Raw genomic sequence first — 14,518 nt, forward strand, 5'->3', positions numbered from 1 at the left:
TCAGCGCACCAGATCCCAACCCATCATCAAGGCCGCGAATCCCATCAAAGCGGTGCCGCCCCAGCCCAGCCAGCGGGTACGGCGCCCGGAGGTGAACACACCCATCACATTCTCGCGCGTCACGAGGATCATCATGGCCGCCATGATCGGCACCGCGACGACGCCGTTGATCACCGCGCTCCAGTAGAGCGCCTTCATGGGATCGATGGGCGTGAAGTCGAGCGCCGTGCCGACCAGCGTGGCCACGGCGATGATGCCGTAGAACTCCTTGGCCTCGCGCCAGTGCCGCTCCAGCCCTTCTTCCCAGCCGAAGGCCTCGGCCACCGCATAGGCCGCCGAAGAAGCCAGCACGGGCACCGCCAGCAGCCCGGTGGCGATGATGCCGCCGGCAAACAGCCAGAAGGCGAAGTCGCCGGCCAGCGGGCGCAGCGCCTCGGCCGCCTGCGCGGCGGAGGTCACGTCGTGCACCCCGGCCGCATACAGCACCGCCGCGCCCACCACCATCACGAAGAAGGCGATCAGGTTCGAGAAGGTCATGCCCATCCAGGTGTCCAGCCGCACCCGCTTCAGGTCGTGCCGCACTTCCTGATCGGTGCCCTTTCGGCCGCCCTTGAGCCGCAGCTCCTCGACCTCCTGCGACGCCTGCCAGAAGAACAGGTACGGGGAAATGGTGGTTCCCAGCAGCGCCACGATCATCATCCAGTAGTCGCCGCGCCACTGCAGCCTGGGCACGACCAGGTCGTGCAGCACCTGCGCCCAGTGCACCTGCACCACGAACACCGCCGCCACGTAGGCGAACAGCGTGAGCGTCAGCCACTTGAGAATGTGGGCCAGCTTGCGGTAGGGCACGAACACCTGCAGCAGCACCGTCACCAGGCCGAAGATCAGCGAATGGAAGTGCGCGCCGCCGCCCACCACCAGCTGCAGCGCCTCGCCCATGGCGGCGATGTCGGCCGCGATGTTGATGGTGTTGGCCACCACCAGCAGCGACACCAGCACGATCAGGAAGCCGCGCGGCATGTGCTCGCGCAGGTTGGCCGCCACGCCCTTGCCGGTGACGCGGCCGATGCGCGCCGACACCAGCTGGATCGCCACCATGAACGGCAGCGACAGAAACACGGTCCAGAGCAGCCCCGTGCCGAACTGGGCGCCGGCCTGCGTGTAGGTCGCGATGCCGGACGGGTCGTCGTCGGCCGCGCCGGTGACGACGCCGGGGCCGACGTGGCGCAGGAATGAGGGAATGCGTTTCTTCATGTCAGGCCGATGGTGGCATGGCGAGCCTGACCGCTGAATGAGTGCCTGCGCTCATGCACGCTCGGAGAACAGCGCGACGATGACCTGCCGCAGCCAGCGGTTGCCCGGGTCGGCCTCGAAGCGCTTGCTCCAGTGCAGCGACACCGTGAAGTCGCGCAGCGGAAACGAGGGCTCGACGATGGCGTAGCCGCCTTCCTGCGCAAAGCCGCGCGCGATGTTGCGCGGCATCACCACCGCAAGGTCGGTGGCGCGCACGATGGCCGGCAGCACCATGAAGTGCTCCGTCGTCAGGCGCACCCGGTCTTCCAGGTTCAGCAGCTGCAGGATGCGCAGGGTGTCGGCGTGCGTGCGCACCGTCACGTAGTCGAGCTCCTGCAGCGCCTCGAGCAGCGCCTGGCCGCTGCGCCGGCGCTTCACGAAGGGATGGTCGTGGCGCAGCAGCACGATGTAGCGATCGCGCAGCAGCTGGGCGCGCTGGGTGTCCTTCACGCGGGGCAGGAAGCCGAAGGCGAAGTCGACCTTGCCGCTGTCCAGCGCGGTGGCGATCTCGCCCGCGGCCAGCGGCATGGTCTCGACCCGCACGCCCGGCGACAGCTCGCGCAGCCGCGCCATCAGCGCCGGCAGGAAGCGCCCCTCGCCGATGTCGCTCATGTGGATGCGGAACAGCTTGCGCGAAGCCGCCGGGTCGAAGCGCTCCGGCTCGGACAGCGCCTCCTGCAGCGTGGCCAGCGCGGACTGGACCGACACCGCCAGCCGCTCGGCGCGCGGCGTCGGCGCCACGCCGCCGGGGGTGCGGGTGAACAGCGCATCGCCCAGCAGCAGGCGCAGCCGGGTCAGGCCGTGGCTGGCGGCCGGCTGCGTCAGGCCCAGGGCCTCGGCCGCGCGGCTCACGTTGCGGGACCGGTAGACCGCGTCGAAGAGCCGCAGCAGGTTGAGGTCGACCGCGTCGATATGCACTGAATTCATGTTGGATAGCCGTCTTATTTTATTGAAGTATGGCGGCGCCCCGACCAAACTGCGACACCCCGAAAAAAAGAGACACGATGGAAGTTTCATTCAGCAAGGAAGTCGAGATGCTGCGTCTCGGCGCAGGCGACACTTTTCACGGCGAGGGCATCCTCGCGATCACCAAGGGCCTGCTGCAGTCGGGCGTGGCCTATGTCGGGGGCTACCAGGGGGCGCCGGTGTCCCACCTGCTGGACGTGATGGTCCAGGGCAAGGCCTACATGGACGAGCTGGGCGTGCACGTGGAGGCCTGCTCCAACGAAGCCTCGGCCGCGGCGATGCTCGGTGCCTCCATCCACTACCCGCTGCGCGGCGCGGTCACCTGGAAGTCCATCGTCGGCACCAACGTGGCGGCCGACGCGCTGTCGAACCTGTCGTCGCCGGGCGTGACCGGCGGCGTGCTGATCGTGGTCGGCGAGGACTACGGCGAAGGCGCCAGCGTGATCCAGGAGCGCACCCATGCCTATGCGCTGAAGTCGAGCATGTGCCTGCTCGACCCGCGCCCCGACCTGGGCGTGATGGTGCGCATGGTGGAAGAGGGCTTCCGCCTCTCGGAAAGCTCCAGCATGCCCTGCCTGATGGAGCTGCGCATCCGCACCTGCCATGTGCGCGGCAGCTTCGAGTGCAAGGACAACCTGGCGCCCGCCGTCTCGACCCGCGCGTTGATGACGGAGCCGGCCGGCTTCAACTACATGAAGCTGGCGCACCCGCCCGTCACCTTCCGCCACGAGAAGCTCAAGGGCGACGAACGCATTCCCGCCGCGCGGCGCTACATCGTCGAGCACGGGCTCAACGAGCTGGTGCCGGGACAACGCCATGCCGACCTCGGCATCGTGGTGCAGGGCGGCCTGTACAACGCGCTGATCCGCAGCCTGCAGCAGCAGGGGCTGGCCGATGCCTTCGGCGAGACCGACATCCCGATCCTCGTGCTCAACGTGACCTATCCGCTGGTGCCCGAGCAGGTCGCCGACTTCTGCGTGGGCAAGCGCGCGGTGCTGGTGGTGGAAGAAGGCCAGCCCGAATACATCGAGCAGGACATCGCCACGCTGCTGCGCCGGCGCGACATCCAGACGCCGCTGCATGGCAAGGACATGCTGCCGTCGGCCGGCGAGTACGGCGTGGAAGTGCTGTCGGGCGGCATCGGCGCCTTTGCCGCGAAGTACATCGAGCCGGGCGAAGCCTCTTCTTCGGCCCAGGCCTGGCTGGCCGGCAATCGCGAGCGCCGCGAGGCCGTGGCGCGCCGCCTGAGCGCCCCGCTGCCCAACCGGCCGCCGAGCTTCTGCATCGGCTGCCCGGAGCGGCCGGTGTTCTCGGCCCTCAAGCTCGCGCAGCAGGAAACGGGGCCGGTGCACATCGCGGCCGACATCGGCTGCCATGCCTTCGGCACCTTCGAGCCCTTCTCGATGGGCCACTCGATCCTGGGCTACGGCATGAGCCTGGCCAGCCGAGCGGGCGTGGCGCCGATGATGAACCGGCGCACCCTGTCGATCATGGGCGACGGCGGCTTCTGGCACAACGGGCTGCTCACCGGCGTGCAGAGCGCGCTGTTCAATGGCGACGACGCGGTGCTGCTGATCTTCAAGAACGGCTACACCTCGGCCACCGGCACGCAGGACATCATCTCCACGCCCGACGACGAGATCAAGGAGCGCGCCGTCGACAAGCAGCAGAGCCTGGTCGACAAGAACCAGACCATCGAGGCCACGCTGAAAGGCCTGGGCGTGCAGTGGATGCGCACCGTGACCACCTACGACGTGGAGCGCATGCGCAAGACGCTGACCGAGGCGCTCACCAGCGACTTCAACGGCCTGAAGGTGGTGATCGCCGAAGGCGAGTGCCAGCTGGAACGCCAGCGCCGCATCAAGCCCTGGATCGCCGGGCTGCTGCGCAAGGGCGAACGCGTGGTGCGCGTGAAGTACGGCGTCGACGAAGACGTGTGCAACGGCGACCACGCCTGCATCCGCCTGTCGGGCTGCCCCACGCTCACGCTCAAGGACAACCCCGATCCGCTGAAGGTGGACCCGGTGGCGACCGTGATCGACGGCTGCGTCGGTTGCGGCCTGTGCGGTGCCAACGCGCACGCGGCCACCCTGTGCCCGAGCTTCTACCGGGCCGAGGTGGTGCAGAACCCGAAGTGGCATGAACGCCTCCTGCACGGCCTTCGCGGTGCCGTGGTGCGCGCACTGCAACCGGCATGAGGAGCGAGGAAATCATGGAACAGAACCGCCCTCTCACATTGCTCGTCTGCGCCCTTGGCGGCGAAGGCGGCGGCGTGCTCACCGAATGGCTCGTCGACATCGCGCGCCATGCCGGCTACGCCGCGCAGAGCACGTCGATTCCCGGCGTGGCGCAGCGTACCGGCGCCACCACCTACTACATCGAAGTGTTCCCGGTGCCGCTCGCGCGGCTCGGCGGGCGCCGGCCGGTGTTCAGCCTGAGCCCGGTGCCGGGCGCGCTCGACGCCATCGTGTCGTCGGAGCTTCTGGAGACCGCGCGCCAGATCGGCAACGGCATGAGCGCGCCGCTGCGCACGCTGGTCATCAGCTCGTCGGCGCGCATTCTCACGACGGCCGAGCGCATGGAGCCCGGCGACGGCCGCGCCGACGCGCAGCGGCTGCTGGACGTGGTCAAGGCCTTCAGCCGCGAGCACCATGTGTTCGACATGAACGCCATCGCGCGCGACAGCGGCACCGTGGTCAGCGCGGTGATGCTCGGCGCCATCGCGGGCAGCGGGCTGTTCCCGTTCCCGCGCGAGGCCTACGAGCACGTGGTGCGCGGCGGCGACACGAGCGCACCGGACAAGCTGAGCAAGATGGCCGCGGCCAGCCTGCGCGGCTTCGCCGCCGCCTTCGACGCGGTGAGCGCGCCGCGCGCGCAGGCCGCCTTCGTGAGCAGCGTTCTGGCCAGCGACACGAGCGACGCGCCGCCTCCGGCCGGCGCCCTGCCCGCCGAGCTGGCGCGGCGCTTTCCGCCCGCGGTGCACGACATGCTCACGCTCGGCCATGCCCGCGTGCTCGACTACCAGGACACGGCCTATGCCGCGCTCTACGCCGACCGGCTGGGCCGCGTGCTCGACGCCGAACGCGCCGCCGATCCGGCCGGCGCGCAGGGCTTTGCCATCACCCGCGAGATGGCGCGCTGGCTCGCGCTGTGGATGGCCTTCGACGACATCGTGCGCGTGGCCGCGCTCAAGGGTCGTGCGAGCCGTGCGCAGCGCGTGCGGCAGGAGGTGCGCGCCGGCGAGGACGACATCGTGAAGGTCTACGACCACTTCAAGCCCGGCGCGGCCGAGTTCGCGGCGCTGCTGCCGGCTTCGCTCTCGCGCCGCGTCACGGCCTGGGACCGGGCCCGCCAGGCGCGCGGCCAGGAGCCGTGGGCGCTGCCGCTGAAGGTGGGCAGCCATTCGGTGTTCGGCATGGCATCGCTGCGCCTGCTGGCATCGCTGCGCTGGCTGCGCCGCCGGGGCAGCCGCTTCGCGGAGGAACAGGCCCTGATCGAGCGCTGGCTCGCGGCGGTGGAAACCGGCACGCGCGAAGCCTGGGCGCTGGGCCATGAACTGGCGCTGTGCGGGCGCCTCATCAAGGGCTATGGCAGCACCAACGAGCGCGGCAAGCACAACCTGCTGCACGTGATCGATGCGCTGGCCGGCCGCACGGCGCTGCCGGCGTCGGCGCGGACCACCGCGATCGCCGCGGCCCGCGAGGCGGCGCTGGCGGACGAAGGCGGCAAGGCGCTCGATGCCGCGCTGGCGGCGCATGGCGCGGCGCCGCGGCCGGTGCAGGCGCAGCCGATCCGCTGGATGAAACGGCCGCCCCCACTGAAGGTTTGAGACGTACCGCAAGACAAGACAGAACAAGACAGGAGACAACCGATGACACCCCCCACCCTTGCCTGGCGACGCGGCCTCCTGCTGCTGGCCGCTGCCGCCCTGGCGGCTTCCGCGCATGCAAACAACGCGAGCAACTGGCCGGCCAAGCCGATCAAGGTGATCGTCAACTTCCCGGCCGGCGGCGCCGCCGACCAGATAGCGCGGGCCATCTCGCAGCCGCTGCAGGAGTCGCTGAAGCAGCCGGTGGTGATCGAGAACCGCGCCGGCGCCAACGGCAACCTGGGCGGCGAAGTCGTGGCGCGCGCGCCGGCCGACGGCTACACCCTGCTGATGAGTTCCGGCGGCATGGTGTCGGTGAATCCGCACCTGTACTCGCGCATGAGCTTCGACCCCACGAAGGACCTGGTGCCTGTGGCGGCCGCCGCGCGCGTGCTGGTGTTCCTGGTCACGCGGCCTTCGCTGCCGCCGGCGAACGTGGGAGAGTTCATCTCGTACCTGAAGGCCAATCCCGGCAAGCTGACTTACGGCTCGCCGGGCAGCGGCAGCTCGCCGCACCTGGCGGGCGAGATGTTCAAGACCCAGGCCAACCTCTTCGCCTTGCACGTACCGTATCGCGGCGCCGCGCCTGCGCTGCAGGACCTGCTGGCCGGACAGATCGACTACACCTTCGACCCGGGCATCGCGCTCACGCAGGTGCGCGCGGGCAAGCTGCGCCTGCTGGCCGTGGGCAGCCCGAAGCGCTCGCCGCTCTTTCCCGACGTGCCGACACTCGACGAGGCCGGTTTGCGCGGCTTCGACGCGGACACGGTGTTCGGCTTCTACGCCCCGGCGGGCACGCCGCCGGAGGTGGTGGCGCAGCTCAATGCGCAGATCAATCGCACGCTCGCATTGCCGGCGGTGCAGGAACGCATCGCGGCACTCGGCGGCGAGCCGCAGCCCGGCTCGCCGGTGGCCTTCCAGCAGCGTGCGGCGGCGGATTCGCAGCGCTTCGGCGCGCTCATCCGCGAACGCAAGATCGTCGCGGACTGACGCACGGCGATCGACCGATGGCTTTGCTGCTCAACGTTGACGACTACCGGCGCCAGGCGCGCCGCGTGCTGCCGCGCCTGGTGTTCGACTATGTCGACGGCGGCGCGGAAGACGAGCGCTGCATGCGGCGCAACCGCGATGCGATCGAGGCGCTGCCGCTGATTCCGGACTGCCTGCGCGACACCAGCACGGTGGACATCGGCATCGAACTGTTCGGGCGCCGCTGGCGCGCGCCGTTCGCGGTCGCGCCCATCGGGCTGGCCGGGCTGGTGCGGCCGCGTGCCGACGCATTGCTGGCCGGCGCCGCGCAGGCCGCGCGCGTGCCCTTCATCCTCTCGACCGCATCGAACACCCGCATCGAGGACGTGCGCACCGCCGCACCCGACGCCACGCTGTGGATGCAGCTGTACGTGATGGGCGAGCGCGCCATTGCCGAGCGCATCGTGCGCCGCGCGCGCGCCGCGGGCTTCGAGGCGCTGGTGCTCACGGTCGACGTGCCGGTGAGCGGCTTGCGCGAGCGCGACCTGCGCCACGGCTTTCGCGTACCGATGCGGCTCACGCCGGGCACGGTGTTCGACATGGCGCGCCACCCCGCATGGCTGATGCGGCTCGCACGCCATGGCATGCCGCGCTTCGAGAACCTCCTGCCGGGCAGCGATGAGGACGACGGCGCACCCGTCTCCGCGCAGACGCAGGCCGCGCTGCTTTCGCGCACCATGGACCGAACGCTCACCTGGGAAAGCCTGGGCTGGCTGCGCAAGCTGTGGGACGGCCCGCTGCTCGTCAAGGGCCTGCTGGGTGCGCAAGACGCGCGGCGTGCCGTGCGCCACGGCGCCGACGGCATCGTGGTTTCCAACCACGGCGGGCGCCAGCTCGACGCCGCGCCGGCCAGCATCGCCGCCCTGCCCGCGATTGTCGACGCGGTGAACGGCCGCATCCCCGTCCTCATGGATGGGGGCATGCGGCGCGGAAGCGACATCGTGAAGGCACTCGCGCTCGGTGCGCGAGCCGTCCTTGCCGGGCGTGCGCCGGTCTACGGACTGGCATGCGACGGCGAGCGCGGCGCGCTGTCGGTGCTGCAGCTGCTCGCGCAGGAGACGGAGCGCACGATGACCTTGCTGGGCACCACGCAGGTGCGCGAGCTCGGTCCGCATCACGTGGACAGGCCTTCGCCGCGTTCGCTCATCGAACAAGAAGGCGCGCCGCCGCGCCCCAAGGAAAACACGCACGGGAAACCCTCCATTTACCGCACGCAAGCGACTGCCTAGATTGCTCAACCCAGACGAACACATAACGAAGGAGACCATGACAATCGCCCACCGCCCCCGCCGCACGGCACTGGCCCCGACCGCCATCGCCATTGCCGCCACCGCCGCACTCGCCCTGTGCGCCCCCGCCACGCAGGCACAGGACAAGCCCGTGCAGCTCAAGCTGTCGAGCTGGGTGCCCGCGCAGCATCCGCTGAACCCCGCGCTGCAGGCGTGGGCCGACGACATCAAGAAGGAGTCGGGCGGCACCATCACCGCGATACTGTTTCCCTCGGAGCAGCTCGGCAAGGCCTTCGACCACTACGACATGGCGCGCGACGGCATCGCCGACTTCTCGTACGTGAACCCCGGCTACCAGCCCGGGCGCTTTCCGGTGATGGCGGGCGCGTCGCTGCCCTTCCTGTTCTCCAACGGCAAGGAAGGCTCGGCCGCCATCGATGCCTGGTACCGCAACTACGCGGCCAAGGAAATGAAGGACGTGAAGTACTGCTTCGCTTTCGTTCATGACCCCGGCACCTTCCACTCGCGCAAGAAGATCGTGGTGCCCGGTGACGTCAAGGGCCTGAAGGTGCGCCCGGCCACCAGCACCGTCGGCCAGCTCATCACCTCGCTGGGCGGCACCAACGTACAGGCCTCGGCGCCCGAGTCGCGCGACATGCTCGAGCGCGGCGTGGCCGACGCCATCACCTTCCCGTGGGGCTCCATCGGCCTGTTCGGCATCGACAAGGTGGTCAAGTACCACATGGATGCGCCGCTGTACGTCACGCCCTTCGTGTGGGTCATGAACAAGGGCAAGTACGACGCGATGTCCACCGCGCAGAAGAAAGTGATCGACGACCACTGCACCAGCGAATGGGCGCAGAAGGTGGCCGGGCCGTGGGCCGACTTCGAGTTCGCGGGCCACGCCAAGATGGCCGCGCTGCCGGGCCATGAGATCTACAAGCTCACGCCGGAGCAGCTCGATGCATGGCGCAAGGCCGCGGCGCCTTCGGAAGCGCAATGGGCCGAGAGTGTGAAGAAGGTCGGCGAGGACCCGAAGGCCGTCATGGACGCGCTCAAGGCCAGCCTCGCCAAATACAAGTCCGCACTCTGATGACCCACGCCCCGCCAAGCGCGGGGCGTTTCGTTTCACAAGAAAGACGCAGCCCCATGGCGACACGCTCTGCCAGCTACATGGACCGCGCGATCAACCTCATCGAATGGCTCGCCGCCATCTTCGTGGGCATCGTCGCACTCAACATCTTCGTGGCCGTGGTGCTGCGCAAGTTCTTCGACACCTCGATCCCCGATGCCTACGACTTCGGCCGCATGCTGCTGGGCATCCTGATCTTCTGGGGCATCGCGGCCACCAGCTACCGCGGCGGCCACATCACGGTCGACCTGGTGTGGACCGCGGCGGGCCCGCGCATGAAGCGCGCGATCGACGTGTTCGCCACGCTGGTGCTGCTGTTCGTGGTGGCGGTGCAGACCGCCATGCTGTTCGACAAGGTGCGCGGCACCTACGTCGACAACGTGCAGACCTACGACCTCAACATTCCGACCTGGCCCTTCTATGCCGTGGCCTGGGCCGGCGACGTGTGCGCCGTGCTGCTCATCGCCATCCGCACCTACCGGCTGATCTTTCATCCCGAGCAACTCGAAGAAGCTCACCCCGAACAGAAGGCGGACGAATGAGCCCCGATGCAGTCGCAGTCCTGGGCTTCGTCGCCCTCTTCGTATTGATGCTCCTGCGCGTGCAGGTCGGCATGGCGATGGGGCTGGTGGGCGTCACCGGCTACAGCTACCTCGTCGGCCCCGGGCCGGCGCTGAAGCTGGTCGGCCAGACATCGATGCGCACCGTGACCGACTACACCTTCGGCGTGATCCCGATGTTCATGCTGATGGGCGCGCTGGTGTCGGTGTCGGGCGTGAGCCGCGAACTCTTCAAGGCCGCCAACTCGATGATCGGCCACCTGCGCGGCGGCCTCGGCGTGGCCACCGTGGTGGCCTGCGGCGGCTTCGCGGCCATCTGCGGCTCGTCGGTGGCCACGGCCGCCACGTTCTCCGCGGTCGCGTATCCGGAGATGCGGCGCTTCAACTATCCGCAGTCGTTCTCGACCGGCGTGATCGCGGCGGGCGGCACGCTGGGTGCGATATTGCCGCCATCGACGGTGCTCGCGGTGTACGCCATCCTCACGCAGCAGGACATCGGCAAGCTCTTCATGGCGGGCATCGTGCCCGGCATCCTGGCAATGGCGATGTACGTGATGACCATCGCGATCATCGTGAAGCTGCGCCCCGACTGGCTGCCCGGCGGCGAGATCAAGCCGTGGTCGGAACGCGTGAAGGACCTGAAGAACGTGTGGGCGCCGCTGGTGCTGTTCGTGTTCGTCATTGGCGGCCTGTATGGCGGCTTCTTCACGCCGACCGAAGCGGGCGGCGTGGGTGCGAGCGGTGCGTTCATCCTCGGGCTGGTGCGGCGCAAACTCGACGGCCCGAAGATCCGCGAGGCATTGCTGTCGGCCACGCGCACGGCGGCGGCGGTGTTCACCGTGCTGATCGGCGCGTTGCTGTTCGGCTACTTCCTCACCATCACCCAAAGCCCGCAGAAGCTGACCGAGTTCCTCACCGGCCTGGGCATCGGCCGCTACGGCGTGCTCGCGCTCATCATGCTGATGTACCTGGTGCTCGGCTGCCTGATGGACGCGATGGCGATGATCATCCTGACCGTGCCCATCATCTATCCGGTGATCGTGCACCTGGGCTTCGACCCCATCTGGTTCGGCGTGATCATCGTGATGACCGTGGAGCTGGGGCTGATCCATCCGCCGGTGGGCATGAACGTCTTCGTCATCAAGAGCGTGGTGAAGGACGTGAGCTTCACCACCATCTTCAAGGGCGTGCTGCCGTTCATCGTGACGGACATCGTGCGCCTGGTGATCCTGATCGCCTTCCCCATCATTGCCTTGTGGCTGCCAACGAGAATGGGCTGATGAGCAACACCTCCGCCATCAAAGAAATCGTCTACACCGCACGCGTCGAGTTCGGCGACTGCGACCCCGCCGGCATCGTCTGGTTTCCCAACTTCTTCCGCTGGATCGATGCGGCCTCGCGGCACTTCTTCGCCGAGTGCGGCGTGCCGCGCTGGGAAGAAACCACCGAGACGCTGGGCGTCATCGGCACGCCGCTGGTCGACACGCACACCCGCTTCGTGAAGGCCGCGAGCTATGGCGACACGCTGCAGATCGCGGTGCGCATCAAGGAGTGGCGGGAGAAGAGCTTCGTGCAGACCTACCGCGTGACGCGCGGCGAAGACCTCATCCTCGAATGCGAGGAAGTGCGGATCTTCGGGGCGAAGCGCGAAGGCGGCGGGATACGGGCGGTGCAGATTCCGCCTTCGATCCGGGTGCTCTGCGAGTAGGCCCCTGCAGCCGGCGCGGGGCACGCCGGGGTTTCACAGCGATGTCATGGCAGCAGCGCAGATTCACGCGCTTGTTGCCTTCTTTCAAATCGCTTTCAAAAAAAGAAACCCCATGGAAAGACGCTCCTTCCTTCGCGGCGGCCTGTTCTACACGGTGGCTGCCGCGGCTCCGGTCCTGACCGCCTGCGGCGGCGGCAATGACGGCACCGTCATTCCGCCCTTTACACCGCCATCTCCCGCGCCTGCACCGGCACCTGCCCCCGCCGAACCGACCGGCCGCTACACCTTCGCGCAAGGCGTGGCCAGCGGCGACCCGAAGGAAAGCAGCATCGTCTTCTGGACGCGTTGCGTGCGCCTCGACGCGGCGGGCGCGAACGTCGCGCTGCGGCTGGAGGTGTCCGACAACGCCGACTTCAGCACGACGGTGGCGCGCGTCGACCTCCAGGCGACAGCCAAGTTCGACTACACGGTGCGCGCCAAGGTCACCGGCCTGGCCGCCGACACGCGCTACTTCTTCCGCTTCGTGGCGGGCAGCGACCGCAGCCCCGTGGGCCGCACGCGCTCCGCCCCCGCCGCGAACAGCACGCGCAAGCAGCTTCGCTTCGCATGGTTCACCTGCCAGGACTGGTCGATCAACCACTGGGGCGCGCTCGACCTGATGGCCGCGGAAGACGACCTCGACTTCACCGTGCACGTGGGCGACTACGTGTACGAGACCGTCGGCGCCAAGTTCCAGGCCGGCGTGGCCGAGCCGGCGCACACCGCGATCAAGCTGCCGAACGGCGTGGCGCTGGCCGACGGCAGCGTGTATGCCAACACGGTGGACGACTACCGCGCCCTGTACCGCACCTACCGCGGCGACCCGCGCCTGCAGGGGCTGCACGCGAAGTTCCCGCTGATCGCGATCTGGGACGACCACGAGTTCTCCGACGACTGCTGGCAAGACCACCAGACCTACACCAACGCCAACACGCAGCAGACCGCGCGCCGCCGCAGCGCGAGCCAGGCCTGGGTCGAATACATGCCGGTGGATTTCGGCGATGTGTCTTTCGACCTCGACAACCCGGCCTACGACAACATCAAGATCTACCGCGACTTCCGTTTCGGCCCGCTGCTGCACCTCGTGATGACCGACGAGCGCCTGTACCGCGACGACCACGTGATCTCGGAAGCGCTGGTCGCCCAGCAGACAGGCGCCGATCCCGTCAACGGCAACAGCTCCATCGGCTCGCGCTACTTCGCGCCGCAAAGCACGCTGCTGCAGCTCGAGGCGATGCGCACGCAGGAGCTGGGCCGCGTGCCGAGCATCCTCGGTCCGACGCAGACCGCGTGGTGGAAGAACACGCTCAAGGGCTCGACCGCCACCTGGAAGGTGTGGGGCAACGAGGTATCGCTCAGCCGCATGTGGATCGACATGCGCCAGGCGGCACCAGCTCCTTACAACCAACTCTATGTGGTCAACTGCGACGCGTGGGACGGCTACCCGGCCCACAAGGCCGACCTGATGGGCTACCTGAAGGCGCAGAACATCCGCAACGTGGTGGCGATCACGGGCGACTTGCATGCCTTCCAGTGCGGCGTGATCCGCGACCTGCCGGACCCGGCGACGGGCACGCCGGTGATGGTCGACTTCCTCTGCGCGGGCATCAGCAGCTCGTCGTTCTACAGCTACATTGCGGCCGGTGCGAAGGGCTCGCCGCTGGAAGCGCTGACCGCCACGCCAACAGACTTCGAGGCGGTGATGAGCGGCAACAACCCCGACCTCGTGTTCGCGGACCACAACGCACAGGGCTATGCAAGCGCCACCGTGACGGCGCAGGAATTCGCGGTGGTGTTCAGCAAGGTGCGGCCGCTGGGCGGCGACGGCAAGGCGCCCGCGAACCCCTTGCAGAAGCGCACGCGCATCCGGCTTGCGGCCGGCACCACGACGCCGGTGATCGAGGACAACGTCTAGCCGTCAGCCGCCCGGCGCTTCGCCGGCCTGCAACTTCGCGAGCAGGCCGTCGACGCCGTGGTCGATCAGATCGAAGACTTCGATGAAGTCCTTCTGGCCGCCGTACCAGGGATCGGGCACGTCGCCTTCGATGCCGTCGGCGAACTCGGAGAACAAGTGGATCTTGCCCTCCGTGCCCGCAGGCGCGAGCCTGCGAAGCGCGGCGCAATGCTGCGTCGTCATGCCGATGATCAGGTCGAAGCGCTCGAAGTCGTCCTTGCGCACTTGGCGCGCGCGATGCGGATGCATCACGATGCCGCGGCGTCTGGCCTCGGCCACCGAGCGCGGGTCGGGCGGATTGCCGCGCTCCTCGTCGGAGATGGCGGCGCTGTCGACTTCGATGTCGAGGCCGGCTGCGCGGGCCTTGTGCATGAGCAGGACATGGGCCGTAGGGGAGCGACAGATGTTGCCGGTGCAGATATAGAGGACGGATGGTTTTGTCATCTGGATGAATGCCGATCGGAAGAGTCACGCCGCACGCCATTGTCGAATCGCAACAGGAAGGCGATAAGCCCTCTTTCGCATCGTAGAACACCATCCCAAAGGTTGACGCATCGCATGCCGCGGTGCAACAATCGTCAGATCTTCATTTCGGAGCCTCGTGCGTGGACAGTGCCAGTTGGATCAGTGACAAGACGCGTGCCTCGGCAGGCGTGACACTCCAGGCTCTCTAGCGCAGGCTTCCCGCGCTGTGGCCGCCGTGCACGCAGCGTGACCCTCTTGCCCTTGCGGCAAGCGGT

12 protein-coding genes are annotated in these 14,518 nt (G+C 68.3%); 9 read left to right on the top strand and 3 right to left on the bottom strand.

Annotated elements, in window-relative coordinates:
* Both L3V85_RS34865 and L3V85_RS34870 read right to left on the bottom strand, forming a co-directional pair.
* Window positions 1–1,254 (bottom strand): NRAMP family divalent metal transporter, encoded by a 1,254-nt coding sequence (locus L3V85_RS34865; RefSeq protein ID WP_237677111.1) that lies wholly within the window; start codon window positions 1,252–1,254, stop codon window positions 1–3.
* 51 nt (window positions 1,255–1,305) lie between these two features.
* Entirely contained in the window at window positions 1,306–2,220 is a 915-nt protein-coding gene (locus L3V85_RS34870) for a LysR family transcriptional regulator (RefSeq protein WP_237677112.1), read from the bottom strand.
* Between the two features lie 77 nt (window positions 2,221–2,297).
* Here L3V85_RS34870 and L3V85_RS34875 point away from each other — a divergent pair, with 77 nt between their 5' ends.
* The 9 genes from L3V85_RS34875 (at window position 2,298) to L3V85_RS34915 (ending at window position 13,739) form a co-directional block, all read left to right on the top strand.
* Window positions 2,298–4,457 carry an indolepyruvate ferredoxin oxidoreductase subunit alpha gene (locus L3V85_RS34875; RefSeq protein WP_237677113.1) on the top strand — a complete coding sequence of 720 codons (2,160 nt, stop codon included), beginning with the start codon at window positions 2,298–2,300 and terminating at the stop codon, window positions 4,455–4,457.
* 14 nt (window positions 4,458–4,471) lie between these two features.
* On the top strand, window positions 4,472–6,088 hold the full coding sequence (locus L3V85_RS34880; protein WP_237677114.1) for an indolepyruvate oxidoreductase subunit beta family protein: 1,617 nt from the start codon (window positions 4,472–4,474) through the stop codon (window positions 6,086–6,088).
* Window positions 6,089–6,130: 42 nt separating this feature from the next.
* A complete protein-coding gene (locus tag L3V85_RS34885) occupies window positions 6,131–7,117 on the top strand; it encodes a Bug family tripartite tricarboxylate transporter substrate binding protein (RefSeq protein WP_237677115.1) in 987 nt (328 codons plus the stop codon).
* Window positions 7,118–7,134: 17 nt separating this feature from the next.
* Window positions 7,135–8,385, top strand: a complete 1,251-nt coding sequence (locus tag L3V85_RS34890; RefSeq protein ID WP_237677116.1) for an alpha-hydroxy acid oxidase — start codon at window positions 7,135–7,137, stop codon at window positions 8,383–8,385.
* 37 nt (window positions 8,386–8,422) lie between these two features.
* Window positions 8,423–9,478: a TRAP transporter substrate-binding protein gene (locus L3V85_RS34895; protein WP_237677117.1), complete on the top strand. Its 1,056-nt coding sequence runs from the start codon at window positions 8,423–8,425 to the stop codon at window positions 9,476–9,478.
* Window positions 9,479–9,534: 56 nt separating this feature from the next.
* The gene (locus L3V85_RS34900) at window positions 9,535–10,059 is read left to right on the top strand and encodes a TRAP transporter small permease (RefSeq protein WP_237677118.1); all 525 of its coding nucleotides are present in this window, start codon (window positions 9,535–9,537) and stop codon (window positions 10,057–10,059) included.
* The gene (locus L3V85_RS34905) at window positions 10,056–11,357 is read left to right on the top strand and encodes a TRAP transporter large permease (RefSeq protein ID WP_237677119.1); all 1,302 of its coding nucleotides are present in this window, start codon (window positions 10,056–10,058) and stop codon (window positions 11,355–11,357) included. The genes L3V85_RS34900 and L3V85_RS34905 overlap by 4 nt, the downstream gene beginning before the upstream one ends.
* Window positions 11,357–11,785 (top strand): acyl-CoA thioesterase, encoded by a 429-nt coding sequence (locus L3V85_RS34910; protein WP_237677120.1) that lies wholly within the window; start codon window positions 11,357–11,359, stop codon window positions 11,783–11,785. Before L3V85_RS34905 ends, L3V85_RS34910 begins: the two co-directional genes overlap by 1 nt.
* A gap of 112 nt (window positions 11,786–11,897) precedes the next feature.
* Complete coding sequence (locus L3V85_RS34915) at window positions 11,898–13,739, top strand: alkaline phosphatase D family protein (RefSeq protein ID WP_237677121.1); 1,842 nt, start codon at window positions 11,898–11,900, stop codon at window positions 13,737–13,739.
* Between the two features lie 3 nt (window positions 13,740–13,742).
* On the opposite strand, the gene L3V85_RS34920 is transcribed toward L3V85_RS34915, so the two are convergent.
* Entirely contained in the window at window positions 13,743–14,222 is a 480-nt protein-coding gene (locus L3V85_RS34920) for a low molecular weight protein-tyrosine-phosphatase (RefSeq protein ID WP_272934525.1), read from the bottom strand.
* Window positions 14,223–14,518 lie beyond the last annotated feature (296 nt).

The organism is Variovorax paradoxus, from assembly GCF_022009635.1.
Classification (GTDB): domain Bacteria; phylum Pseudomonadota; class Gammaproteobacteria; order Burkholderiales; family Burkholderiaceae_C; genus Variovorax.

Coding starts and splice junctions, on each gene's coding strand:
- L3V85_RS34865 (WP_237677111.1), bottom strand. CDS start 1,254: ATGAAGAAACGCATTCCCTCATTCCTGCGCCACGTCGGCCCCGGCGTC.
- L3V85_RS34870 (WP_237677112.1), bottom strand. CDS start 2,220: ATGAATTCAGTGCATATCGACGCGGTCGACCTCAACCTGCTGCGGCTC.
- L3V85_RS34875 (WP_237677113.1), top strand. CDS start 2,298: ATGGAAGTTTCATTCAGCAAGGAAGTCGAGATGCTGCGTCTCGGCGCA.
- L3V85_RS34880 (WP_237677114.1), top strand. CDS start 4,472: ATGGAACAGAACCGCCCTCTCACATTGCTCGTCTGCGCCCTTGGCGGC.
- L3V85_RS34885 (WP_237677115.1), top strand. CDS start 6,131: ATGACACCCCCCACCCTTGCCTGGCGACGCGGCCTCCTGCTGCTGGCC.
- L3V85_RS34890 (WP_237677116.1), top strand. CDS start 7,135: ATGGCTTTGCTGCTCAACGTTGACGACTACCGGCGCCAGGCGCGCCGC.
- L3V85_RS34895 (WP_237677117.1), top strand. CDS start 8,423: ATGACAATCGCCCACCGCCCCCGCCGCACGGCACTGGCCCCGACCGCC.
- L3V85_RS34900 (WP_237677118.1), top strand. CDS start 9,535: ATGGCGACACGCTCTGCCAGCTACATGGACCGCGCGATCAACCTCATC.
- L3V85_RS34905 (WP_237677119.1), top strand. CDS start 10,056: ATGAGCCCCGATGCAGTCGCAGTCCTGGGCTTCGTCGCCCTCTTCGTA.
- L3V85_RS34910 (WP_237677120.1), top strand. CDS start 11,357: ATGAGCAACACCTCCGCCATCAAAGAAATCGTCTACACCGCACGCGTC.
- L3V85_RS34915 (WP_237677121.1), top strand. CDS start 11,898: ATGGAAAGACGCTCCTTCCTTCGCGGCGGCCTGTTCTACACGGTGGCT.
- L3V85_RS34920 (WP_272934525.1), bottom strand. CDS start 14,222: ATGACAAAACCATCCGTCCTCTATATCTGCACCGGCAACATCTGTCGC.